At 63.1% G+C, this 24,062-nt stretch carries 24 protein-coding genes and 1 pseudogene; 9 read left to right on the plus strand and 16 right to left on the minus strand.

Annotated features, from left to right (window positions below; genetic code table 11):
• Positions 1-729: 729 nt before the first annotated feature.
• The 4 genes from BCCGELA001_RS38235 to BCCGELA001_RS39245 all read right to left on the minus strand — a co-directional run bounded on the left by BCCGELA001_RS38235 (position 730) and on the right by BCCGELA001_RS39245 (position 2,038).
• Positions 730-921: a hypothetical protein gene (locus tag BCCGELA001_RS38235; protein ID WP_060734809.1), complete on the minus strand. Its 192-nt coding sequence runs from the start codon at positions 919-921 to the stop codon at positions 730-732.
• Positions 922-1,060: 139 nt separating this feature from the next.
• Complete coding sequence (locus BCCGELA001_RS05810; protein ID WP_008543886.1) at positions 1,061-1,372, minus strand: hypothetical protein; 312 nt, start codon at positions 1,370-1,372, stop codon at positions 1,061-1,063.
• Positions 1,373-1,535: 163 nt separating this feature from the next.
• Positions 1,536-1,751, minus strand: coding sequence for a dodecin family protein (locus tag BCCGELA001_RS05815; protein WP_008543887.1), 216 nt, complete (start codon positions 1,749-1,751; stop codon positions 1,536-1,538).
• A gap of 152 nt (positions 1,752-1,903) precedes the next feature.
• Positions 1,904-2,038 (minus strand): hypothetical protein, encoded by a 135-nt coding sequence (locus tag BCCGELA001_RS39245; RefSeq protein ID WP_257721970.1) that lies wholly within the window; start codon positions 2,036-2,038, stop codon positions 1,904-1,906.
• Here BCCGELA001_RS39245 and BCCGELA001_RS05820 point away from each other — a divergent pair.
• From BCCGELA001_RS05820 to BCCGELA001_RS05830, 3 genes are all read left to right on the plus strand, one after another.
• Positions 2,004-2,666 (plus strand): phytochelatin synthase family protein, encoded by a 663-nt coding sequence (locus tag BCCGELA001_RS05820; RefSeq protein ID WP_060734810.1) that lies wholly within the window; start codon positions 2,004-2,006, stop codon positions 2,664-2,666. The genes BCCGELA001_RS39245 and BCCGELA001_RS05820 overlap by 35 nt on opposite strands.
• A gap of 500 nt (positions 2,667-3,166) precedes the next feature.
• A complete protein-coding gene (locus BCCGELA001_RS05825) occupies positions 3,167-3,892 on the plus strand; it encodes an outer membrane protein (RefSeq protein WP_008543891.1) in 726 nt (241 codons plus the stop codon).
• A 466-nt stretch (positions 3,893-4,358) separates the two neighbouring features.
• Positions 4,359-5,396 (plus strand): ABC transporter substrate-binding protein, encoded by a 1,038-nt coding sequence (locus BCCGELA001_RS05830; RefSeq protein WP_144441164.1) that lies wholly within the window; start codon positions 4,359-4,361, stop codon positions 5,394-5,396.
• Between the two features lie 146 nt (positions 5,397-5,542).
• Here the strand turns inward: BCCGELA001_RS05830 and BCCGELA001_RS05835 are convergent, their stop codons facing one another.
• The 5 genes and pseudogenes from BCCGELA001_RS05835 to BCCGELA001_RS05855 form a co-directional block, all read right to left on the minus strand.
• Positions 5,543-6,634, minus strand: a complete 1,092-nt coding sequence (locus BCCGELA001_RS05835; protein WP_060734811.1) for an enolase C-terminal domain-like protein — start codon at positions 6,632-6,634, stop codon at positions 5,543-5,545.
• A 31-nt stretch (positions 6,635-6,665) separates the two neighbouring features.
• Entirely contained in the window at positions 6,666-7,292 is a 627-nt protein-coding gene (locus BCCGELA001_RS05840; RefSeq protein ID WP_060734812.1) for a LysE family translocator, read from the minus strand.
• A gap of 287 nt (positions 7,293-7,579) precedes the next feature.
• Positions 7,580-8,802, minus strand: a pseudogene (locus BCCGELA001_RS05845) (ABC transporter substrate-binding protein).
• Positions 8,803-8,954: 152 nt separating this feature from the next.
• Positions 8,955-9,884: an alpha/beta hydrolase gene (locus BCCGELA001_RS05850; protein WP_060737506.1), complete on the minus strand. Its 930-nt coding sequence runs from the start codon at positions 9,882-9,884 to the stop codon at positions 8,955-8,957.
• Between the two features lie 300 nt (positions 9,885-10,184).
• Positions 10,185-10,757 (minus strand): alpha-ketoglutarate-dependent dioxygenase AlkB, encoded by a 573-nt coding sequence (locus BCCGELA001_RS05855; protein WP_008543961.1) that lies wholly within the window; start codon positions 10,755-10,757, stop codon positions 10,185-10,187.
• 79 nt (positions 10,758-10,836) lie between these two features.
• On the opposite strand from BCCGELA001_RS05855, the gene BCCGELA001_RS38240 reads away from it, so the two are divergent.
• The gene (locus BCCGELA001_RS38240; RefSeq protein WP_008543962.1) at positions 10,837-10,977 is read left to right on the plus strand and encodes a hypothetical protein; all 141 of its coding nucleotides are present in this window, start codon (positions 10,837-10,839) and stop codon (positions 10,975-10,977) included.
• On the opposite strand, the gene BCCGELA001_RS05860 is transcribed toward BCCGELA001_RS38240, so the two are convergent.
• From BCCGELA001_RS05860 to BCCGELA001_RS05870, 3 genes are read right to left on the minus strand one after another with little or no spacing between them, the layout of a single operon-like run.
• Entirely contained in the window at positions 10,974-12,560 is a 1,587-nt protein-coding gene (locus BCCGELA001_RS05860) for an ATP-binding protein (protein WP_060734813.1), read from the minus strand. The two genes, BCCGELA001_RS38240 and BCCGELA001_RS05860, sit on opposite strands and share 4 nt — an antisense overlap.
• The gene (locus tag BCCGELA001_RS05865) at positions 12,557-13,261 is read right to left on the minus strand and encodes a response regulator transcription factor (RefSeq protein WP_060734814.1); all 705 of its coding nucleotides are present in this window, start codon (positions 13,259-13,261) and stop codon (positions 12,557-12,559) included. The genes BCCGELA001_RS05860 and BCCGELA001_RS05865 overlap by 4 nt, the downstream gene beginning before the upstream one ends.
• A 19-nt stretch (positions 13,262-13,280) precedes the next feature.
• Positions 13,281-14,789, minus strand: a complete 1,509-nt coding sequence (locus tag BCCGELA001_RS05870; protein WP_060737507.1) for a DUF4153 domain-containing protein — start codon at positions 14,787-14,789, stop codon at positions 13,281-13,283.
• A gap of 188 nt (positions 14,790-14,977) precedes the next feature.
• On the opposite strand from BCCGELA001_RS05870, the gene BCCGELA001_RS05875 reads away from it, so the two are divergent.
• Entirely contained in the window at positions 14,978-16,360 is a 1,383-nt protein-coding gene (locus BCCGELA001_RS05875) for a glycoside hydrolase family 3 N-terminal domain-containing protein (protein WP_008543972.1), read from the plus strand.
• Between the two features lie 5 nt (positions 16,361-16,365).
• On the opposite strand, the gene BCCGELA001_RS05880 is transcribed toward BCCGELA001_RS05875, so the two are convergent.
• The 3 genes from BCCGELA001_RS05880 to BCCGELA001_RS05890 all read right to left on the minus strand — a co-directional run bounded on the left by BCCGELA001_RS05880 (position 16,366) and on the right by BCCGELA001_RS05890 (position 19,930).
• Positions 16,366-17,637: a DUF892 family protein gene (locus tag BCCGELA001_RS05880; protein WP_008543974.1), complete on the minus strand. Its 1,272-nt coding sequence runs from the start codon at positions 17,635-17,637 to the stop codon at positions 16,366-16,368.
• Positions 17,638-17,753: 116 nt separating this feature from the next.
• Entirely contained in the window at positions 17,754-19,208 is a 1,455-nt protein-coding gene (gene hydA, locus BCCGELA001_RS05885; protein ID WP_060734815.1) for a dihydropyrimidinase, read from the minus strand.
• A gap of 113 nt (positions 19,209-19,321) precedes the next feature.
• Complete coding sequence (locus BCCGELA001_RS05890; protein WP_083543496.1) at positions 19,322-19,930, minus strand: TetR/AcrR family transcriptional regulator; 609 nt, start codon at positions 19,928-19,930, stop codon at positions 19,322-19,324.
• 103 nt (positions 19,931-20,033) lie between these two features.
• Between BCCGELA001_RS05890 and BCCGELA001_RS05895 the strand changes: the two genes are divergently transcribed.
• The 3 genes from BCCGELA001_RS05895 (at position 20,034) to BCCGELA001_RS05905 (ending at position 21,416) form a co-directional block, all read left to right on the plus strand.
• The gene (locus tag BCCGELA001_RS05895) at positions 20,034-20,729 is read left to right on the plus strand and encodes a PspA/IM30 family protein (protein ID WP_060734817.1); all 696 of its coding nucleotides are present in this window, start codon (positions 20,034-20,036) and stop codon (positions 20,727-20,729) included.
• Between the two features lie 52 nt (positions 20,730-20,781).
• Complete coding sequence (locus BCCGELA001_RS05900; RefSeq protein WP_008543988.1) at positions 20,782-21,057, plus strand: YiaA/YiaB family inner membrane protein; 276 nt, start codon at positions 20,782-20,784, stop codon at positions 21,055-21,057.
• Positions 21,058-21,209: 152 nt separating this feature from the next.
• A complete protein-coding gene (locus BCCGELA001_RS05905) occupies positions 21,210-21,416 on the plus strand; it encodes a hypothetical protein (protein WP_008543990.1) in 207 nt (68 codons plus the stop codon).
• 41 nt (positions 21,417-21,457) lie between these two features.
• On the opposite strand, the gene BCCGELA001_RS05910 is transcribed toward BCCGELA001_RS05905, so the two are convergent.
• Entirely contained in the window at positions 21,458-22,303 is an 846-nt protein-coding gene (locus BCCGELA001_RS05910; RefSeq protein ID WP_008543991.1) for an SDR family NAD(P)-dependent oxidoreductase, read from the minus strand.
• 190 nt (positions 22,304-22,493) lie between these two features.
• On the opposite strand from BCCGELA001_RS05910, the gene BCCGELA001_RS05915 reads away from it, so the two are divergent.
• Entirely contained in the window at positions 22,494-23,990 is a 1,497-nt protein-coding gene (locus tag BCCGELA001_RS05915) for an aldehyde dehydrogenase family protein (protein WP_008543993.1), read from the plus strand.
• Positions 23,991-24,062 lie beyond the last annotated feature (72 nt).

Below are 24,062 nucleotides of genomic sequence, written 5' to 3' on the forward strand. Positions count from 1 at the left end.
TCTGCCGCTCGGCCTCACTATTTGCCGGGATGGCGTAGGCGTTTGTTGAGGTTCGCCGCTTGACGAAGTCGCAGGTAAGAAGGCTTAACGTCAGTATGCCTCCACTGTGTCTGACGGCGCAAAACGCACGAACGGCTCTTAAAAAATCGAGCTCGCCGGCGGCGAGGACTTTTCAACAGAATCGACCCATGCGGACATTCGCTAGCAGGATCTAGAGCCGGATGTTCGCCTATTCTTGCTCGCCGTCTTGTCAGATGATGTGGTTCCTAGTGGGGCTCCATGAGGCGGCGGGAGTTCATCCTGGTGTTGGGATCACGGTGGCCTTGCCGGCGACCGGCCTTGCGCAACAGAAGAAGGTCTTTCGCATCGGCTATCTAAGCGCCCCCACCTGGGAATCAGTCCAGCGTCCGCTCGAGGAGTTCTTGCGGAGGCTGCGCGAACTGGGTTGAGTTGAAGGCGAGAACTTCATCATTGAATATCGACGGGCTGAGAGAAACATCGACTGGTTGCCCGCGCTGATGAGGTGATCGAATAGGGTCGCAATCGCTGCAGCGCATGAGTCCGCTTCTGGCCCTTAGCGGACCAATCGCGGCATGGTGCGCCACGGCCGCTTCTGGCCCCCAAGCAGACGAACTCGCGAAGGTGCACCACAACCGACCGCGCTCAGTCCTGCCGACCAGGGCAGCCGATGGGGCACATTATAGCGCCGACTGCCGAACACGCGCCGATCTAGTCTTCGTCTGGCTCGCGCACGACCGCTGGTTCGTCAGAGTCATCTTCCTCTTCTTCATCTTCGTCCTCGTCATCTTCTTCCTCATCCTCTTCATCGGGATCTCTTGGCGGCATCGCGGTGCCCATTGCCACGAGCTGTGTCCAGCAGATCGCTGTGATGGAGAGTGCTTCGAAGGTGTGTTGCTTCATGGCATTGCTGCTCCTGAGAACCCGCAGTTGAATACTCCTGACGGGCGGCACGCATAGGTCCAGGGTCCGATCGTTGCCAACATCAGGTCGATGACGTGAGCAAGGGCCGCATCCGCCGCGCAACTGGCGGCGCGTGGGGCTACCTCATGCCCGAAGATCCATTGGACTCCATGTCCACCAAAAGTTCGCCGCTGGTCACTTCGGGGACGCCAAGGTCGAGGTCATGCAGGCTCGCCTCAATAAACGCCAGTATCTTGGCGTTCGCCGCGTTGGCGGTTTCGCGGTCATCAAATATCATCACGGCGATACCGACACCGCCGCCCGCATCCAGCACATGGTAAGATCGAAATCCCTGCGATTGCCTCAGGATCTCACCGACGCCGCTCTTGGCGCGACGGGCGGCGTCCGCGACCGAACGAACATTCGTGTACTTGCGAATGACCATGTACATGGGGCCACCACGTGTCATACGCGCCCCTCGCATCAGAGCATATCGGTCCCGGTTGGACCAGTGCCAACTTCCGGGATAGGCCACAGCGTCCTGTTGGGCGGACCGTGCAGCGCGCCTTTGCCAAGGAGCCATCCTCGCCCGCAAGGGGGCGAGGTGCTGAGGCTCAGGTGCCCTCGAACTTGAACGAGACGTTGAGCTTGGCGCGATAGGCCTCGACCTTTCCCTTCTCGTCCAGTTGCATATCGAGCTTGACGACCTCTGCGATGCGAAGATCTCGGAGAGATTTAGCGGCTTGCTCGACCGCATTGGCGGCCGCCTTCTCCCACGAGTCCTTACTGGTACCGATCAGTTCGATGACCTTGTAGACGCTCTCGGGCATGTCGTCCTCCTATTCGGTAGGCCGGGAAATCTAGCATCTGAATCTTGACGCCGATACGTGTCGCGGGTGCCGGGGAAAAGGGTTCGTTTGGCTGTCGCATTTTCTGTTCAAGGAAGAACTCGGGCGCCCCGTCGAGAGATGCGAGCGTATTTTCAGCCCGTACGGTCGCGCATATGGAATCTCCTTCCCGCCGGTGATTTCTCAATATAGTTCTGCAGGCCGATGTCGTGATTGCCGCCAAGGTTCTGACCCATGAAGCGATGGCACCGCGTCAGCATCAGCAGCATCGTTATCGCCGTGGGTCTGGTGTGTGCCGGGGCCCTGGTGGTCAGTCGATCGCACGTTCCATCAGAAGCCATCGCTTCATCGGTAATACGTACCCCTGAGCTTATAGAGCGTGCGTGGCATCTGCCCGTGGCAGCCACATTTCAAAGACACGTTGATTGGCAGTCAAATGGTTCTCGCTGCGGACCTGCCGCTGTTGCGAATGCGTACCGGTCGCTTGGCGAGGCGGCAAGGACGGAGGGCGAGGTGTTGGCCGGCACGTGGAGCTGCTGGACAGGGGTATGCATCATGGGCCTCACGCTCGACGAGCTGGCCAAAGTCGCCCAGTCGCAGACCAAGCGGAACGTTACCGTCTTGCGCGATCTCAGCGAGAAGCAGTTCCTGGAGCATCTCCGCCGCTCCAACGATCCGGGGCGACGCTACATCGTGAATTTCGATCGCGCTCAAATTTTTGGCGCTGGTAGCGGGCACCATTCCCCAATCGGGGGCTATTTCGAAGCCGAGGACCTCGTTTTCGTGCTCGATGTCAATGTTGATTTTCAGCCATGGCTCGTCGAGCGGAAGCGGCTGTTCGACGCTGCAAATACGTTCGACGGCGATAAAAAGCGGGGACTGCTGGTCATAGAGTAGTAGCCCGCATGTCGCCTGTTGGCCCGCCGCGGCCTCGCCTGACCATCCAATGACCGTCTGCTTTCAGGTTGAGAGCGAGGGCCGTGACCTCTCTTCACTTCAGCAGGTGGAGGCCCAACGAACCCGTCATACAGGCAACTGAATTGATGCCAGCGTCTGCTCAGAAATCCATCGGACGTCACCCAAGTTTGGAAGGGCCGGGAAACGCCGCTTAGCTACGTGATGGCAATCGAAGTGTGTGCGACCGCGCGTCGCATGTCGCCAGTTCCCGCTACTCTGTTGTCCGAACTCATCGCTAAGGCGTTACAAATCTTTGATTTGTGACGAACTTCTGAGCGATGGAACCAAGCCGAGCCGAGTTCCACGATCGAGCGTAGAGTTGCGGCGGGAAGATTCGGTAGTCGCTGTTGCGTTCAGGTAACGCGGTGCGCGCGACTGCCGGGTTAAAATTGCATCACCAAATCATTCGTGATTCCGTGCCTTAAAAATTGGGGAAGATAATGAAAAGATTCGTCATCGCCGCTGCCGCTCTCGTCCTCGGCACCGCCGGCGCGTCAGCCGCCGATATGGCCGCCCGGCCTTACACCAAGGCTCCCGCACCGGTAGCCGCCGTTTACAACTGGACCGGCTTCTACATCGGTGCGCAGGTCGGTTACGCCTGGGGTGACAACGGTACCCGTGAGTTCGACCCAGCGGGCGTCCCCACGGGCCTCGTCCAGGGCTTCAACGCCAATGGCGTCGTCGGCGGTGGTCACGTTGGCTACAATTGGCAGTTCGGCCAATTCGTCTTCGGTCTCGAAGGCGACATAGAGGGCGCCGACGTCAACGGGGGTTATCGCCTTGGCAACCTCAATGGCACTGATTTCCGGATCGATGCTCAGGCCTCTATCCGCGGTCGCCTTGGTGTCGCTTTCAACAATTCGCTGCTCTACGTGACCGGCGGTGCGGCCTGGGCCGATATGGACCACACCTACGTGCTCGCGAACGCTCTGTTTGAGACCGTCTCCACCACCCGCACTGGCTGGACCGTCGGCGCAGGCTGGGAATACGGCTTCACGCCCAACTGGTCGGCCCGTGTTGAATATCGCTACACCGATTTCGGCAATTTCCGGAACACCTCTGTCGTTGCATTCCCCGGCTTCTCTTACGAACATGATCCGGTGTTTCACACCGTGCGTGCAGGTGTGAGCTATCGCTTCGGCGGACCGGTGGTGGCAAGATACTGATCGCCAAACCTGAATACGTGAACAGCTCAAAGCCCCGGCGTCGCCCGGGGCTTTGTTGTTTGGTGGTGCCCCGTCCTCCGTCCTCGCGAGCGCAGCAAAGTAAATTCAGAGTCTCCGCGGTAGCAGTCTGGATTGCTTCGTCGCAAAAGCTTCTCGCAATGATGCCGAGCCCTTTCGAATTGTAGGCTCGCACCCTAAGCCGAGCGATCTGCCGGTCGAGCAGCCGACACGTTTCAAGCTGATAAATCGAGAAGTTGATAATGCGCTCGGCTTACAGATCCCAACATCGGTACTCATTGGCGCTGACGAAATCATTGAGTAGGTCGGTACTGGCCCGCAGCGGCCTCGCCTGACCGTCCAACGATCGCCTGCTCGCACCTGGAGAGCGGAATAGGGCTGTGACCTCTGTTCACTTCAGCATGTGACCCAAAGCGGGGCTACACCAATCGAGGATTATTGATGCGAAGTGTGCTATACGTTTGTCTCCAACGAACTGGAAAGCCATTGGATTGTGGGCAATCTAATGAAGCGACGCGAGTTCCTGATCCTAGTTGGCGGCGTGACGACTTGGCCATTCGCGGCTCAAGCTCAAAGAAGTCGCAGGATTGCTCGGATTGGCGTGCTCTGGCACGCGGGCAATGCAGAGGAAGAGGCGGTCTTTCTGAAGCCGCTGGTAGACGGACTTGCCAAGCTAGGGTACGTGGAGGGAAAGAACGTAATATACGAGCATCGCTTTCCGGCAGAGCAGCCTGAGCGTTTCAAAGCGATGGCCGGGGAGTTGGCGCAGCTTAACCTCGACGTCATCATCACCTCAGCGTCGGCCGCAGCATACGCGGCGAAAGCGGCAACCAAAACAACTCCCATCGTCTTCATTATTGTTGCTGACCCCGTAGGTGGCGGGCTGGTCAATAGCTTTTCGCGACCAGGCGGCAACATCACGGGCTATGCAGTAGTGGATGTTAGCCCAAAGCGACTTCAACTATTCAAGGAGACGTTTCCCAATCTCTCCCGGGTGGCATTGCTTATCAATCCAGATAACCGCTCGACTGCTCAACGCTTTTTCGATCAGGTGGTAGCAGCGGCAAACCCACTGGATTTAACGGTGCAGCCGATTGAGGTGCTAGGTCCTCGCGACTTCGAGCGAGCTCTTTATCTCATCCCTAGAGACAAGAAAACTGGCGTGATCACGGTTTTCGATCCGATGTTCTTCAATGAGCGTAGACAGATCGCGCAAGTGGCGATGGCGTATGGCTTGCCCGTGATGGCACCTGCCGACGTCTATGTGAAAGCAGGGGCGCTGATGTCCTATGGTCCCGATTTGGTTGACCTGTTTCGACGCGCAGCAACTTCCGTCGACAAGATACTAAAAGGCGAGCAACCGGGAAATCTGCCGGTCGAGCTGCCAATCAAATACGACTTTGTCATCAATTTAGCGACTGCCAAGACCATACAGATGGATGTTCCGGCAACGCTATTAGCGCGCGCCGATGAGGTGATTGAATAGGATGCCCCTTGGCGACCCCTGTTTCTGACCTTCGGCGTCATTGCGAGCGCAGCAAGCAATCCGAAGTCTTCGCTGCGACGGTCTGGATTGCTTCGTCGCAAGACCGGCTTTCGCCAGGACGACTCCCGGGATGTAGCGGCAGGACGTCACCCAACGAGATATTTGGTCACCGCCGCCTCGTCCCATTCGATCCCGTTGCCGGGCTCCTCGCTCGGCAGCGCGAAGCCGTCCTTGATCTTCAGGCGCGTCGAAAGCACCGCGTCGGCCCAGTCGACATATTCCAGCCAATGCGCGGTCGGGGTCACGCAGAGCAGATGCGCGCTCACTTCCGAGAACAGGTGCGTCGACATCTCGATGCCGGCGCCGTGGGCGAGCGCGGCGGCGCGGAGCCAGCCGGTGACGCCGCCGATGCGCTGGACGTCAGGCATGACGTAGTCGCAGGCTTCAGTCGAGAGCGCCGCCTGCATCGAGAACGCGCTGTCGAAATTCTCGCCGATCTGAACCGGCGTATGCAGCGCGTCCGCGATGCGGGCGCAGCCCACATAGTCGTCGTGGCGGATCGGCTCCTCGATCCAGGTGAGGCCTTCGTCGTCGAGCATCTCGCCGCGGCGGATGGCTTCGGTGACCGTCAGCGCCTGATTGTAGTCGCACATCAGCGTGACCTGATCGCCGACCGCCTTGCGCACGGCGCGAACGACGGCGAGATCCTCCCGCGCATCGGGCCGGCCGACGCGGATCTTGGCCGCTCCGAAACCCTCAGCCAGCAGCTTGTGCGCTTCCTCCACCGCGGCGCCCGCCGACATGATGCCGAGCCCTTTCGAATTGTAGGCGCGCACCGGCTTCGGCGCGCCGCCGAGCAGGCGCGCCAGCGGCAGGCCCTTGCTGCGCGCCAGCGCGTCCCATGCCGCCATGTCGATGCCGGATTGCGCCAGCCGTTGCAGGCCGGCGAGGCCCAGCAGCGTGAAGCGCTGCGCCAGCTTGCGTTCGATCTCGAACGGCAGCAGCTCGTCGCCGGCGAGGAGATCCGACATTTCCGTGACCATCGCCGTCAGCGGCTTCAAGGCCGACGGGGTGATCGAGAACAGATAGGCATGCCCGCGCACGCCCTGGTCGGTCTCGCAGTCGATCAGCACCAGCGGCGCCTTGGCGACCGATCCGGTCGAGGTTTGGAGCGGCAGGTTCATCGGCACGATCACGGGCCGCGCCTGGAAGCGCTTGATGCGGATGGTCTCGGTCATGGGGCTCTCCCGGCGGGATGGAACGATCAGGCTACTTTTGCTGCAAGGCCATGCGAACGCCAAGACCCAGGTAGATCGCCCCGATGACGCGGCCCTGCCACCGGCCGATGCCGCGATGACGGGTGAGCCAGCCAGCGACTTGGCCGGCAACGAGCGCGATCAATGCGGTGTAGATCGCGCTCATGATGACGAAGATGAGGCCAAGTATTGCAAGCTGGGCAACGACGGAGCCGTGCTCGGAATGTACGAATTGCGGGAGGAAGGCCAGGAAGAAGAGCGCCGTCTTCGGGTTGAGCAGTTCAGCCAGCACGGCCTGCCGGAAGGCGAGCGATGTGTCGACCAAACGCGACTGCGTCAACTTGATATCCTCTCCTCTTTCCATGAGCGCGCGGATGCCAAGATATATGAGGTAGGCAGCGCCGGCGTACTTCACCAGGCTGAAGGCGAGAGCCGAGGTCATCAGCACTGCCGACAATCCGAGCGTAGCCATCGCGGTGTGAAGCAGATCCCCCGTCGCGATGCCAAGGCCGGTGGCAATTCCGACGCGATGCCCGCCCACAGACGAGCGCCCGAGCACCAGGATGACGGCGGGACCCGGAATGAGAAAGAGGCCGAGAACCACCGCGACATAGGTCAGCAACGTGTCGAATTGGATCATGGTGGCCTCCGATCTGATTGTCAGGAGCTAGAACCAGCCAGACCCGGTCTCTCAATGCAAGTCCTCAATATGGCGTGGGCTTCTGGTTCGGGCGGCGGAGCGAAGCTGCATCATCACGAGGCCGCACCGGGGCTCGATCTTCATTTCGGGTCCGGCGCGTGGAGCACCGAAGCGTCCGCATCGTCATGGCCGGGCTTGTCCCGGCCATCCACGTCTTGCCACGTAGAACGAAGAACGTGGATGCCCGGGACAAGCCCGGGCATGACGGTCGCCTTTGTTTTTGAATGTCACCTTGCCACGCCTTCCGTGAACGCGGTCTCGATCACCTCTCCGAAAGGCTGCCAGGACCGGCCGTCGAATTGCACCAGCCGCATCTGCCTGATCGGCAGATAGTTGTGGGGCGAGGTGTTCATCCTGATGTCGGGCAGCGCAAGGGTGGGGTGATGATTCCTCAGCGAGGCCGCCTGCCGCATGATATTTTCGCGCGAGATATCGTCGCCGCATTGCTTCAGCACCTGGGTCAGCGCCTCGGCTGCGGCGTAGCCATAGACGGCCGCGCTGTTGTTGGTGCTCTCGACCTGATGATACTTGTCCATGAAGGCGAACCGTCCTTCATGGCGGAATCGTCCTTCCATGCGGGATCGCTCGGGTCCTTCAGGAACGCCGCCGAGATCACGCCGGCCGAGTTCTCCAGGCCCGCGGGCGCCATCGCATTGGCAATCGAGGCGGAGGCGTCGTTGACGATGAAGACCGGATGCCAATTCATGGACGCCGCCAGCTTGATCACCTTGGAGGCCGTCGAGGGCACGCCGAGAAAGACGAAGATGTCGGCGCCCGAGCGCTTCAGGATCGAGATGTGCCCGTCGAGATGCTGATCGGCAATGTCGAAGGCGATGTCGACGAGGACGTGACGGTTGAGGTCGCCAAGTCCTTCCTGGATGCCCTTGTAGAGCATGCGGCCGAACTGGTCGTTCTGCCAGAGCACGACGATCTTCTTCCGGGGATAATAGGCCTGGATGTAGTTGGCATAGATGCGTCCTTCCGACCGCAATGAGGGCTGCCAGCCCATGGTCCAGGGAAACGCGCCTGGCTGGCTCAGCTCCTCGTCGCCGGAGGCAACGAACAGCTGCGGGATCTTCTTCTCGTTCAGATACCAGCGCGTCGCGAGATTGCCGGGCGTGCCGAACGAGCCGAACATCAGATCCACCTTATCGGCCTCGACCAGGTTGCGCGTCAACTCCAGCGCCGTCGCCGGATCGGAATTGTCGTCGCGCGTGATGAAGCGGATCTTGCGGCCGTTGATGCCGCCGCGCGCATTGATCATGTCGAAATAGGCGGCCTCGGCTTGGCCGATGGCCCCGAACTCCGAGAGCGGCCCCGAATACGGCATGACATTGCCGATGCGGATTTCCTTGTCGGTTGCGGGTTGGTCCGCGCGTTGCAGTGACATCGCCCCGAGCGAGGTCAGTGCAGCGATCAAAACGAATAGCACTCTGCCGGTGACGCGCATGCTCGACACCTTGTCGTTGGCCCCCAACGAGGTCGGCTCAATTCGCAGCAAGGCAAGTTGATCTAGATCAGGCGTTTGGCAATCGTGTGGCTTCTGCGGCCGGCTTCAATGCAGCGCAGGCGGCATGAAATGGCAGGCGTGCTGACGCGCCGCTACGGCAGTCCCCGCGCCTCGAGCTGACGCACCAGCAGCAGCGTCGGCTCGGCGAGGCTGTCGCCGGAGCCGTCGAGGCCGAAGGCGTTGGCGATGCCGTCGCGGCTGCGCAGCAGCGCGCTGCGCGGACAATGGCCGGCTCCGCAGAGCGTCTTCTTCAGGGTCTCTCCTTGCGCCACGATGCCCGGGGAATCGTCCGCGGCCCAGGCCAGCACGATCGGCACGTCGACATTGAGGATGCCGGGGAAGACCGAGCGCGTGTTGTACTGGCTGGCATCGGTGCCGAGATAGGCCTTCTCGCTGTCGCTGGCGTCCTTGCCTGCGCGGTAGATGCCGGACACCAGCACCACGGCCGCGACGTCGGCGCGGTCGGCCTGAAACTCGGGATGCGCCAGCAGGGTGGCGACATGGAAGGCGCCGGCGCCATAGCCGACCGCGACGATCTCGCGGGCGTCGCCGTTGAACAGGTCGATATTGCCGTGGATCCAGGACAGCGCCGCCGCGACGTCAGTAGCTCCCATCGGCCAGGTCGCCGCAGGCGCCAGGCGATAATTGACGCGCACGCCGATCATCTGGTTGCGGGCGGCGAAGCACATCGCCTGGTCCTCGATCTGTCGCGCCAGCTCCGGCGCCGCGCGGTCGCCGGTAAAAGTGTCGCCGGTCACGAACAGCAACACCGGCCGCGGCGTATCCGCCTTGATTTCGCTGGTCGCGATGTCGAGCACATTCGCCTCGCTCTCGCCATAGCGCAGCCCGCGCGAGAAGCTGACCTGCTCGCACAGGCGCGCGGTGCCGCCGGCCGTGGTGTCGCTGTCGGTGAGGCCGATTTGCACGAGGTTGGACGGACGTAAGAGCCGGGCCGGCAAAGGTCCGTGCGCGGACGCCGTGGTCATGGTCAGAAGCAGGAAAAACGTCAGATAATTCTTCATGGTGATGCCGGCCTTGCGGCCCATATTGGCCCGCCGATATGGCCTGTCTTTTCAATTCGCCACATTAGTCAGCCGGCCTTGAGGCGAATTCGCGGCACCAGTGGACGGCACGGAACGGACATCCGGCCTGGCCTGTCGCCGCATTTGGAACGCAAATTCGCAGAGCTCCGGAGAATTGCGCAGCGCCGCCGTTTTGTCTCGATCCGTCAAGCCGTTGCCCGGCATTGCCGAGGCTCGGGCCGGAAACAGCTTTCTACTGTGCATGGGGTTGTTTTCGCAGTTTGGTTTTGGAGACGTCCATCATACCCGCTTCATCGTCCGGAAGGTGATGGAATAGCGGCGAGCTTCCACCGGCGGAATGCTGTGCTCCCATTGCGACCGCGCCTCGCCGTCCATCATGTAGAGCGAGCGCGGCAGGGCTTCCAGCGTGTGGCGCTCCCATCGCTCGCCGCTGCGGCGGCGGAAGCGGAACTTGCAGGGCGCGCCCAGCGAGAGGCCAAGCACCTTGTCGAAATGCGGCTTGTCGCGGTGCCAGCCGATGCCGACGCCGGCCTCATATTCGGTGCAGAGCACCTGGCGGACGCTGGCCTCCGGCAGCCCCGCCCAAGCCTCCACCTGCCGTGCGATCGGCAGCACCCAGTCGGGGATCGGCTCTGCTTCGCCCAGGCGCTGCAGCGAATAGTCGTAGCGATAGCCGAACGACGCCACCCGGCGATTGCCCTCGAAGGCGCCGAACTGAAACCGTTGAAGCGGCAATGCCGCGATGCGGCTGATCAAGGCCTGCTCGAGAGCGGCATCGATAAAATTGTCCGTATGGCGAAGCCCGGCGGGCCCGGCCAACGGATCTGCGAACAAGCCAAGCTGCTGCGTCATTCCTCGCACGTCCGTGATGGAACCTATTGGCGGCTGATGCGACTTACATATGACGCGGAGAGTAATGTGCGAGGCTGTCATGGCAGAGAAGCATACCGCCGATCCGGCAGAGATCATGCGGGCGACCGGTCATCCTGAGCTGGAATATGCCGCCGGCTGGACCATCGCTGGTCTCGTTACCATCGCCACCATCGTCGCCGCCTGGGTGTTCGCGATCTAGGCGACTGGGAATTGGAGTTCGAAGGCCGTGCCCTGGTCTGTGGGCTCGAGCCTGATCGAGCCGCCATGGCTCGCCATCACCGCGCGTGCGATCGCCAGCCCCATTCCGGTACCGCCCTGGTCGCGGCGGGTGGTGAAGAAGGCGTCGAAGATCCTGTCGCGGTTGGGCGCCGAGATCGGCTCGCCGTCATTGCTCACCGTCAGCTGCAAGGTCGTGCCTTGGTCCACGGCGTGCAGCCGGATTGACTTCGCCTTGTGGCGCATTGCGTTGTCTGCGAGATGCGACAATACGATCAGGGCCTTCTCCGGAGACATGCCGATCGCTCGGTCGAGGCTGCCATTCGCCTCGATGGTGTTTTCCGGGAACCGGCTCCTGAGATCGGCGATGACGTGAGCAAGCTCCGTGCGCTCGTTCTGCGGCAGGCTCTCGGCGCGCGCGAGCTCGCGCAGCCGCTGCGCCATCGCCTCCAGCCGCTGGGTGTCTGACAGGATGTTGGTGATGAAGGTTGTCTGCTCGGCTGGCGTCAGGCTGCCCGATTTGCCCTGGACCGAATCCTGCAGCAGCTCGGCCGCGCCCTTGATCGAGGTCAGCGGCGACTTCAGCTCGTGAGTGAGGTGGGCCGAGAACGTCGCGATATAGTCCGAGCGCCGCGCGAGCTGTTCGGCCATCCCAAGGAAGCTGTGCGAAAGCTGGGCGAACTCGCGCGTGCCGTAGTGCCGCAGCGGCCGGAACGCCTCGCGGTCGCCGCGGCCGATTTGAGCGGCGCGGTCGATCAGCTCGCGCATCGGCAGCGTGATGGTGCGGGAAAAGACGAGGCCGATTGCGATGGTACCAAGAATTACGGCTAGCCCCGCCAGCACGAACTTGCCGCGCTCCTGGTAGAGATGGTCGAAGATGTTGCTCGGCGTGCGCGTGGTGTAGATCACTCCGGCGAGGCGGTTGTTGACGATGACGGGCATCGCCGAGAACACATGCACGCCGAGGCCGCGGCTGAAGGAATAGATCGGCGGCGGCGGCTTGTCCGGTACGCGGTTGCGCAAGGTGGCGCGGTATTGCCCGTGGAGGGCGTCCGCGACCTCCTCGATATGGGCGAGCGACTGTCCGACCTCCTGCCGCCCCGCGATCACCACGCCTTGCGGATCGAGGATGCGGAAGCCCGCGAGCGTCACCTTCTGGGTCTCGCGGATGATCGGCGTCAGCTTGGCGCCGATCTCGACATAGGCCGGCTCGGCCGGCCGGACCGCTGCCTGTGCATCCGGCCGCCGCCGCAGCAGGTCGTTGGCGGTGAGATCGAGCGCGGGGCGGATCGGCGTGACCTGGTCGCCGGGATCGGGCAGCACGCCTGGTGGCACCTCGGCGCCGAGCGTCAGGCCGCCACCGAGTCTCGCCGTGACCTCCTGCGCATAGATCGTCGCGAGCACGCGACTCTGCGCGATCAGCTCGGCCTGGGTCTGACGGATCAGCTGGTTGTCGTAGAGGCGGAAGAAGAACAGGCCCACCAGCGGCAGCACGCCGACAGTGGTCAACACCGTGAAGATCACGAGCCCAAGCGACGGCCGCCATTTGTCGGGAGCCGTGCTCATGCCTCTTTCTCGCAGCGGCCGAGCTTGAAGCCGACACCGTGGATGGTCTCGATCACGTTCTCGCAATTTTGCGCCGCGAGCTTGGCGCGGATGTTGCGGATATGGCTGTCTATGGTGCGGTCGGAGACCTGGATGTTGAGCTGGTAGGCTGCCCGCATCAACTGCTCGCGATTGAACACCGAGGTTGGCCGGGTCAGGAAGGCGCGCAGGATGCCGAACTCGATCGCGGTCAGCTTGAGCGGCGTGCCGGCAAAGGTCGCGACATGCTGCTCGGGATCGATCAGGAGGCCACCTTGCATGAGCGCGCCCGGGCCCACTTTGGCCTCGCCATTGCGCGGGTTGAGGCGGCGCAGGATGACGTTGACCCGCGCCACCAGCTCGCGCGGGCTGAACGGCTTGGTCACGTAGTCGTCGCCTCCGATCTCGAGGCCGAGGACGCGGTCGATCTCCTCGTCGCGTGCCGACAGGAACAGGATCGGCATGTCGGACGTCTTGCGGATCTCGCGGCAGACGTCGAGGCCGTCGAACTCGGGCATGCCGATGTCGAGCACGATCAGATCGGGCTTGTCGGCGGCAAAGCGGGCGAGCGCCTCCTTGCCGTCGCGCGCCTCGATCACGTCCATGCCGGCCTTCCTGAGGGCGACGCGGATGACCTCGCGGATATGGCCCTCGTCGTCGACGATGAGAATGCGATGCGCCAAGAAACTCTCCGTGTCCTCGTCAGCCCGCCGGCTGGCTGCCGGCCTGAGCTTTCGCCTGGGCGTCCAGCCTGCGCTGAAGCCGCCAGTCACGAAAGCTCCAGCTTCGCCAGGCCAGGTCCTGACGCTGCTGTTCTACAAGGCGGTCGCGGCGTGACACAAGGCAGCCCTCCCTGGCGGCGGGCCGCAGCGCGAACGCCTTGTCGATGGCGGGTACCGCCTGCGGTCCGAGCGTCATGAGATAGTCGATGTCGATCTGCGCGCCTTTCCCCGACACTTCCCGGCTGTGGGCGACATTGTAGTCGGCGATGAAGGCGTCGAAGTTCACAAGCGAGCAGCCATAGAGCACGATCGTCAATGCGATCAAATTCGCACCGACCAGCCATTGGTTGGACCTGTCGAGCGCGATGCGCGCGACGATCAGGATCAGGCCGAGCGCCACCAGCCCCATCCAGATGAAGGCCGCGATCCGCCAATAGGTCAGCATGTAGATGTCGACATAGAGATCGAGCCGGCGGATGGACGAGGCGACCAGAAGCACGTTCTGTCCCACCCAGAGATAGACCAGCGGCCGGATCACCTTCGACTTCTCGGCCGGCCCGCCCGGGCGCATCGCCACCAGCACGAAAGCGGCGGCGAGCAGCGCGGTCGCGATCAGCGGATAGGCGCCGCGATGGGCATAAGCGGCATAGGTCAAATTGTCGGGCAGCGCCGCATGGCCCCAGAGATAGATGCCGTCGAGAATCGATTGCGCCGCGAACAGCAGGTTGAACAGGATCAGCGAGCGCAGGACGATGGAGGGGCCCAGGAGCTCGACCGGGACGAGCGGCGCCCGAGGCTCCGATCCAGCGGCATCGGTTGCGCTGGCAATGGCAGCCTTCTTGCTCCGCCACCGCACATGGATAAAAGGCCAGACCAGCGCCAGCATCAAGCTCCAGAACAGCACGCGCCGGACACTTACATACTCCAAGATGAGCTTCGGATTGAGCAGGGAGACCCATTGCTCGATCACCGGATTGGCCGCCGCGAATAGCGCGATGAACACCGCGCTCAGGACCATCGGCAGCAGCCAGAGCGCGATGCCACGGGTGAAAGCCGACCAATTCAAGGCCTGGAGCGCTTCGGGGAAGAACCGCAAGAAGCCGAGCAGAACGAGGTCACGGAGTGCGCGGGCGCGGTCTGGAAGCCCGGCTGTCTCCGGATTGGTCGCGAGCAGCAGGGCGATGAGCAGCGCCGCGATGAGGATCAGGAACGAGAGTGTGTTGAGCTGTTCCACGGCCGGCACCAGGCCGAATGCGACGATCGCACCTCCGATCGCCGCGCGTCGAAGATTGAGCGTGGCAAGATTGGCGAGCAGCGAGGCGCAGGCGATGGCCGTTGCAAAGATCGCCAGCGACAGCCCGATCCGCTGGCCGTAGAAGAGCCAGTCGGCGAGCGCGGCGAGCAGCAGCGCCATGGCGAGCTTGGCCGACAGCGCCGAAGGCCTGATCGGTTGGATGTCCGTCGTCGAGGTCGAAGCCAGGCTGGTCATGTCCAGAAGATTCTCCGTGAAGGATGGCATGACGAATTCTGAACGGTGCTTGTGCAGAAGGCGGGATCAACGCCTGCACGGATTCAGGAGTCTTTTGCAGTTTTCGTGCAGGCGCGCTTTTGGCGCTCGCGTAGCGCGGACCGCTTTGATAGGTGCGAAGCATTCGCTCTAACCGCGTGTGACGCATCATGCAATTTCTCAATCGTATCGCTCTCATCTTGCTCTGGATCGTCGCACCGCTTGCTGCATTCGCGGCAGCAAACAAGAACGATCCCTATCTGCTCGTGCTGCGTGGCGCCGGAAACGCCGCCCTTGTCGTCGCAAGCATTGTCGTCGTCATCACCTTGCTGCGAACAGGGCGCTGGCGCAGCACAGCCGGCAAGCTGCTCGTCATTCTCTGCTGCTTGCCGCCGCTGCTGATGGCGGCGGCGCATGTCAGGTTCGAGCTGCGTAAGCACGAGGTCCTCACTGCCAGCGCCGCCGAGGCCCGGCAGCTCGGACCTCACTTCATGGTCGGCTATTCCTCGTTTTCGGAAATCGCGCGCCTCGCCGAGCAGGGATTGATCGGCGGCGTTTACGTTACCCGGCACAACATAAGGGGACGGACGGTCGAGGCGCTGCGTGCGGAGATCGCGGCGCTTCAGGACAAGCGACGCGCGGCCGGTTTGTCGCCGCTGGTCGTCGCTGCCGACCAGGAGGGCGGTATCGTCGGCCATCTCGCGCCGCCGCTGACCAAGGTGCCGGCGCTGGCGACGCTCGCCGGGCTCGCGCCCGACGATCAGCAGGCCAAGGCCGAAGACTTCGGTCGCATTCACGGGCGTGAGCTCGCAGGGCTCGGCGTCAATCTCAACCTCGCGCCGGTGCTCGACCTCAAGCCACCGCCGCGGCGCAATCGGCTCGATTTCCACACCCTGATCGGACAGCGCGCGATCGCGGCCGATCCCGCAGTCGTCAGCACGATTGCGAGTGCCTATGTGCGCGGGCTGGAGGACACGGGCGTCGGTGCCACGCTGAAGCATTTTCCGGGCATCGGCCGCGTGCGCGACGATACCCATCATTTCAGCGCCAATCTCGATACGCCGGTGGCGGAACTGGAGGCGACGGATTGGCTGCCGTTCCGCGAGGTGCTGTCGCATTCGCGCAGCGCCCTCATGGTTGGTCATGTCACGCTCACCGCCGTCGACCCCGATCGCGCAGCCTCGCATTCGAAGCGCGTCGTCCAAGGGATCATCCGCGACAAATGGAACTATCAGGGCGTGGTGATGACCGACGATCTCGTCATGGGCGCGATCTACCAGAACGACGTCTGCAAAGCCGTGGTGGAGGCGATCAATGGCGGGGTTGATCTGCTGCTGGTCGCCTATGACGGCGTGCAGTTCTATCGCGTCTTCGCCTGTGCTCTGGACGGATCGCGACGGGGCAAGCTCGACGCGGCGATGCTGCGCGCGAGCCAGACGCGGCTCGAACGCGGCTTCGCAGTCGAGCAGGCGCGGGCCGTTTCACTCACCAAGAGCACGCGCGAGACAACCCGCACCGCCCCGCGCGCGATGGCGAGGGCGGTTGAACGCTGAGTGCTCTATTCGGCCTGCTCCAGGGCAGCAGGCATCTTCGCGACCGACATCAGCGAGCGCGCCACCTGATTGAGCAGGAGATCGGCATTCTCTTCCTCCGCCAGGGATTTGGAGAGCAGGGCGACGATCGCGCTGTGCCGGAGCTGTTGCGCCAGGTTGCGTGCCGTGGTGTAGCCCGACATCTCGTAATGCTCGACGCGTTGGGCCGCTGAGATCAGCGCGAGGTCGGCCGCCGCGTCCTCCTTCTCCTCGCCTTCCTTCATGACCTCCTGGCCTTCCTCGATCAGGCCCATCATACCTTTGCAAGGCTTGGCTCGGGCGCTCTCGCCAAGCAGCTCGAAGCATTCGTTGATGCGCTCGACCTGGTTCTCGGTCTCGGCCAGATGCTGCTCGAACAGCTCCCGCAATTGATCGAAGCGCGCGGCCTGGGCCATCTTGGGAAGCGCCTTGGTCAACTGCTTCTCGGCGTGGAGGATGTCACGCAGTTCGTGAAGCAGAAGATCGGTCAGGCCGGCCTCGTCGACGGGCGGCGAGCTCTCCGTGACGATCGACGGGGCAGCGCCGGGCTCAGAAGATTGAAGCGCAGGCGATTCCGTGAAGACCCAGTCTTCGCCTTCGTTCCAGGGGCCGCGGGTATCGATTTCACCGTGGTCGCCGCTGCCGGTGGAGTCGTTGAAATATTGGTTCACGAGGCCCGGCGTCGGGGCGATCCGCCCGATGCTGAAGGCGGGCTTGGACAAGCTTTCGAGCGCGCGCGCAAACGCCTTCATATGCGTGATCTCGCGCGTCATCAGAAATTGCAGCGCGTCCTTGGAGCCGGCGTCGTCGCAAAAATTGATCAGGCGCTCATAGACGATCTTCGCACGCGCCTCGGCCGCGATGTTGCTGCGGAGGTCGACGTCGAGCTCGCCGGTGATCTTGAGATAGTCGGCAGTCCAGGGATTGCCTTGCGAGTTGAACAGATTGACGCCGCCACCGCCGGCAATCGCAATCAGCGGATCGGCTTCCGCCGCCTGACGGTCGTTCTTCGAAGGCGCAAGATGCATCCGCGCCAGGCAACCGACCACCTCGAGATGGCTGAGCTCTTCGGTGCCGATATCCATCAAGAGATCCTTGCGGTCGGGATCCTCGCAGTTCAGCCCCTGAATCGAATATTGCATCGCGGCCGCGAGTTCCCCGTTGGCGCCGCCGAACTGCTCGAGGAGCATATTGCCGAAACGCGGATCGGGCTCGTCGACGCGCACGGTGAACATCAACTTCTTGACGTGGTGATACATGGAGGGACTCGCGTGCTGGAGGGAATATGCGCGACAACGAGGCCTTCAGAGGTTCGTTCCTAAGTCTCTCCAAGATTCAAAGTAGCAGTTGGACGTCTGCCAAGGACGCGATGGCCCTACGGTGTCACCGCGCCGCGTTCGACGGCGCGCGGGGCGGACAGCTCTTTCCAGGTCGAGTTGGCCAGATGCACGGGCGAGAAGGCGGGGCGCTCGATGTAGCGGCCGTCGCCGGCCTCGGCGCGCAGATCGCCGTCTTTCCAGGCGATGCGTCCACGGGACAGCGTCACGACTGGCCCACCCGTGCAGGAAAATCCTTCGAACACGTTGTAATCGATCCGGCTCATCTGCCGCTTGGCGCTGATGGTCCTGGTTGCCTTGGGGTCCCACACCACGATATCGGCATCCGAACCGACCGCGATCGCGCCCTTGCGGGGAAAGATGTTGAGGATGCGGGCGATGTTCGCCGAGGTCACCGCGACGAACTCCTCCTTGGTCAGGCGCCCCGTGGCGACGCCCGCGGTCCATAGTAGCGCTAGCCGGTCCTCGAGGCCGCCGGTGCCGTTCGGGATCTTCCTGAAATCGCCGATGCCGAACCGCTTCTGCGCGGTGGTGAAGGCGCAATGGTCGGTCGCGACCACCTGGAGCGAGCCGGCTTGCAGGCCGGCCCACAGGCTGTCCTGGTGCGACTTGTCGCGGAACGGCGGCGACATCACGCGCTGCGCGGAATGGTCCCAGTCTTTGTGCTGGTACTCGCCGGCATCGAGCAACAGATGCTGGATCAGCGGCTCGCCATAGACGCGCTTTCCGGCCGCGCGGGCCCGCGCGATCGCCTCATGGGCTTCGCGGCAGCTGGTGTGCACGATGTAGACCGGCGTACCCGTCATGTCCGCGATCATGATGACGCGGTTGGTGGCTTCGCCCTCGACCTCCGGCGGCCGCGAGTAGGCGTGGCCTTCCGGGCCGGTGACGCCGCGCGCGATCAGCGCCTCCTGCATCAAGGCGACGACGTCGCCGTTTTCCGCATGGACCACCGGCATGGCACCGAGATGGGCGCAGCGCGCGAACGAGTTGTAGAGCTCGTCGTCGTTCACCATCAGCGCGCCCTTGTAGGCCATGAAGTGCTTGAAGGTGTTGATGCCGTAGGTTTTGACCACGGTCTCCATCTCGTCGTGGATCTGCTTCGACCACGACGTCACCGCCATGTGGAAGCCGTAGTCGGCGGCCGCCTTCTCCGATTTGTGCCGCCAGTCCTGATAGGCCGCGAGCATCGACTGGCCAGAATCCGGCAGGCAGAAATCCACCACCATGGTTGTGCCGCCGGCGAGCGCCGCCTTGGTTCCCGATTCGAAATCGTCTGCCGTCACGGTGCCCATGAACGGCATTTCGAGATGGGTATGCGGGTCGATGCCGCCAGGGATGACGTAGGCGCCGCCGGCGTCGATCACGTCGGTGCCGGTCGGTGCATCGAGCGAGGCCCCGATCGCGACGATGGTCTCGCCCTCGATCAGCACGTCCGCGCGGCGCGAGTGATCGTGATTGACGACGGTGCCGCCGCGGACGAGGAGGGGCATGACAGACTCCGGGAGTGCGAGGGATGTTTCGCCGCGAGGCTAAGCGCGACTGTCGCGATACTACAGGCAAAAATTTTAGTCAGCCTCTGCCAACGGTTTCGCCGCGGCGGCCCTTAGGCCCCGCGCGCGACCAGCCCATCGATCATCGCGCGCACGAGGCCCGCGATCTCCTTGCGCAGCGCCGGCAGGGGAACGGCGACCAACTTCTGCTCCAGCCCCAGTGCGACCATGCCGTGCACGGCTGAGAACAGGCTACGCGCGGTGATGCCGAGCTCCTCCCGGCCGCGCTCGGGAAACAGCTGCGCCAGCGGATGATAGATGTGGCGGAACAGCTGCAGCTGGTCGTTGACGGACCAGTCGGGGAGGACCTTGTTAGCCGCCATGCGGTGCTCGAACAGCGCGCGCCAGAGCTCGAGATTTGCGGCGGCGAAATCGCAATAGGCAATGGCGGTGCGGACCAGTGTCTCCGGGCGTGAAGGATCACCCGCGCTTTCCGCTGCGCTCAGTGCTTCGTCGAGGCGATGCAGCGTGCGCGAGCCGACGCGCAGGATGAGTTCGTTGACATCAGCAACGAGATTGTAGACAGCCCCGTTGGCGCAGCCAATCTCACGGGCGAGATCGCGGGTCTTCAGGCCCGCCAACCCCCGCTCCGCAATCATCCGCTCGGCCGCCTGGATGAGGTCGAACCGTAATTTCTCTCGTCGTTCCAGTGTCTTACTTATCATTAACCCAATTCTTGAGCGATGCTCAAATATTTCTTGAACTATGTTCAAGTTTCTTGCTACAAATCATCTGTGAGCAACGCTCATAAACAGGGAGCTACAGATGTTCAAGACCGTCGTGACCCTCTTCCGTGGCAGCGTGGCCGCAGCGGGGGAGGAATTGGAAGACCGGACCGCCCTTCTCATCCTCGACCAGCAGATGCGCGATGCGGCCGCGGCCGTCGAGCGCAGCAAGCGCACGCTGGCGCTGGCGATCGCGCAGGACCAGCAGGAGGGCCGCAAGCTCGAAACGACCAATGCGCGCATCGCCGATCTCGAGATCCGTGCCGTTGCCGCGCTGGACGGCGGCCGCGAGGACCTCGCCAAGGACGCCGCCGAAGCGATCGCGGCGCTCGAGGCCGATCGTGATGCGGCGATGACGGCGCGCGCGCTGTTCGCGACCGAGATCGCCCGGCTGAAGCGCCATGTCGCCAACGCGCAGGCCCGCATCACCGAACTCGACCGCGGCCGCCGTATCGCCCGCGCCTCGGAAGCGGTTCGCTCGCTTCGCCGCAGCGGCATCGAGGCGGCACGCCCCTATGAATCCACATTGCCGGAGGCGGAAGGCACGCTGAGGCGCCTGCGCGAGCGGCAGATGGAGGCTCAGGCCGCCGACGAGGCTCTGGTCGAGCTCGACGCGGCCAGCGGTCCGCTCGCGACTGCCGAACGACTCGCCGAACAGGGCTTCGGGCCTCGGCTCAAGACGACCGCAGACGACGTGCTGGCGCGCTTGAGGTCCAAGCGCATGCCGGCAGCCTGATCTCAACACCCGTTTCGAACCCAATCGTCAATTGAACCATTAGGAGACCATCATGAACCAGAACGGCCAGCCCCACAGCAGCGCCTGGGTGAGCTTCACTTACGCATCCTTCGCAGCCTCCGCCTTCCTCGTCGCCATCGGCGTCTTCTTCCTGCCGATCGATCTCTGGATGAAGGGCTATCTCACCATGGGTATCGTCATGCTGATCCAGACCTGCATCACGCTGACCAAGACCGTGCGTGACAATCACGAGAGCAGCCGCCTCGTGAACCGCATCGAGGATGCCAAGGCCGAGCGCTTGCTGATGGAGGTCTCCAAGGCGGCCTGAACTGAATCGGAGCGGCGGGGCAACATGCTCCGCCGCGCCTGCATCCGCGCACATCTCGTAAAGACGTTTGTGGACCAAGATATCCGTCACGCATTGTGCTTCACACCCAGGTGCGATATGGCTCTCGCGCTTTCCAGAGGCGGAGACGAGCTTTGTCGAAACAATCCCTGCGTGAGGAGGCCGAGCGCCTGATCCGCGAATCGATGGAAAAGAAGACCATCGTGGTCAAGCAGGGCGCCACCCGCATCGAAGCGGTCTGCGGCAAGTGCGGCGCGCCGAACCGGGTGCAGGCGGAGAAAGGCCAGACCCGCGTCAAGTTCGCGTGCAAGAACTGTGGGCACAAGCAAGAGACGCTGTAGTCGAGACGCGCAAGGCGCGCCTCACCTTCAGGGTCTGGCAGTCAGTCTTCCCTCACAAACCTCGCGAACGCATCCGCATGATCCGGATGCCAGCGCGACAGCGGCGGGCGATTCTCGATGATGTCGCCGGCCGCCCACAGCATGCGCTTCTCGTCCAGCGCGCGCGGCACGTCATTGTCCGGGCAGAGGATGTAGAAGTCGCCGGCCTCCAGCCGCGTCAGCATGAAGTCGACCGTCTGCTCCGGCGTCCACGCCCCGGCCGGCTTCTCGGTGCGGCCCTTGGCGGTGAGGCCGGTGAAGACGAAGCCGGGAATGAGTAGATGCGCGGTGATGCGGCAGTCCTTCGTGTTGCGCAGCTCGTGCTGGAGCGCTTCGGTGAACGCCTTCACGCCGGCCTTGGACACGTTGTAGGCGGGATCGCCGGGCGGGGTGGTGATGCCTTGCTTCGATCCGGTGTTGATGATGAGGCCCGGCTTGCCGCGCGCGATCATGTTCGGTGCGAAGATGCGCGAGCCGTTGATGATGCCCCACATGTTGACATCGATGATGCGCTGCCAATTGTCGGGTTCGGCGAACAATGTGCTGCCGGGCTGAATGCCGGCATTGTTCATCAGGATATCGGTCCCGCCAAACCGCGCGCGCACGGCGCGTTCCAGTTCCATCACGCCATCGGCCTTGCCGACATCGACCGCAGACGTCATCACATTCGAGGCACCTGCGGCGGATGACAGTTTTGTTGCAGCCTCTGCCAGGCGTCCCTGATCGACATCCGCGATGCAAACCTTCATGCCGGTGCGCGCAAACGCCGCGGCGGCGGCAAATCCGATGCCGGACGCGCCGCCCGTGATCACCGCAACGTTGTCCTTGGCGATGGCGGGATGTGACATGCGAATTCTCCGGCGAAGCTGTGTTGCGCTCCGGTGCGTTATAGCACGTGCCTCGCGCGACCCTGCACAAGTTGGCATGGGAGGTCTTCGTTCCACGCCGCCTTTACGCGTTTCCGGTCCCGCTGTAGTTTGTCTGACGAACGATCCCGCCCAGATCGAACCAATCAATCAGCTGACAGGGAGTGCAGCCATGGCTGTATCGCAGGCTATTCCGATCACGCGCCATCCGTTCGCCAACGGGTCCTACAAGCAGATGCTGATCGACGGGAAGTGGGTTGACGCCGCTTCCGGCAAGCGCTTCGAGACCCATAACCCTGCCACCGGCGAACTGCTCGCGACCGTCGCCGAAGGCGACAAGGAAGACATCGATCGTGCGGTCGCTGCCGCCCGCCGCGCCTTTGAAGGACCCTGGAGCAAGGTCAAGCCGTTCGAGCGGCAGAACCTGCTCCTGAAGCTTGCCGACCTCGTCGAGAAGAATTTCGACGAATTGTCGCAGCTCGACACGCTCGACATGGGCGCGCCGCTCAGCCGCACCCGCGCCTATCGCCTCCGCGCTGTCGGCATGCTGCGTTACTACGCCGGCCAGACCACCGCGATCCATGGCGAGACCATCGAGAACTCGCTGCCCGGTGAAATCTTCTCCTACACACTGAAGGAGCCCGTCGGTGTCGTCGGCGCCATCATTCCCTGGAATGGCCCGCTCACTGCGACGCTCTGGAAGATCGGCCCGGCGATCGCGACCGGCTGCACCGTGGTGCTCAAGCCCGCGGAAGAAGCGCCGCTGACCTCGCTGCGCATTGCCGAGCTTGCACTGGAGGCCGGCATTCCGCCCGGTGTCGTCAACGTCGTGCCGGGCTATGGCGAGACCGCGGGCGCCGCGCTCGCTTCGCACCATGACGTCGACAAGGTCGCCTTCACGGGCTCGCACATCACCGGCCAGTCGATCATCCGTGCGTCGGCCGGCAACCTCAAGCGCGTCTCGCTCGAGCTCGGCGGCAAGTCGCCGGACATCGTCTTCGCGGATGCCGATCTCGATGCCGCAGTGCCCGGTGCCGCGATGGCGGTGTTCGCCAATTCCGGCCAGATCTGCAGCGCGGGGACGCGCCTGTTCGTCGAGCAGTCGATCTACGAGGAGTTCACTGGCCGCGTCGCCGAATTCGGCAAGAAGCTGCAGGTCGGCAACGGCCTCGATCCCAATGTGCAGATTGGCCCGCTCGTCTCCGAGGAGCAGCTCAAGCGCGTCACCGGCTATCTCGATATCGGCCAGAAGGAAGGCGCGAAGGCGCTCGTCGGCGGCGGCCGCGTCACCGAAGGCGCGCTGTCGAAGGGCTTCTTCGTCTCGCCGACGGTGTTCGCGGGCGTGCAGGACAACATGCGCATCGCGCAGGAGGAGATCTTCGGGCCCGTCATCTCCGCAATCGCGTTCAAGGACATGGACGAGTTGGTCAAGCGCGCCAACGCTACCACGTTCGGCCTCGCCTCCGGCCTGTGGACGCGCGACGTCAGCAAGGCCCATGCGGTGGCGAAGAGCCTGCGGGCCGGTTCGGTGTGGGTGAATTGCTACCAGGCGATGGACCCGGCCGTGCCGTTCGGCGGCTACAAGATGAGCGGCTATGGCCGCGAGTCCGGCAAGCAGCATGTCGAGGAATATCTCAACGTGAAGGCCGTCTGGATCAAGACGGCGTAAGATCTGTTCTCTCCCTCCTTCCGCGAGAGGGAATATCTACTTGGGGGCGGCGCCTTTTCCGGTGACCGCCCC

This window comes from Bradyrhizobium sp. CCGE-LA001, from assembly GCF_000296215.2.
GTDB lineage: Bacteria > Pseudomonadota > Alphaproteobacteria > Rhizobiales > Xanthobacteraceae > Bradyrhizobium.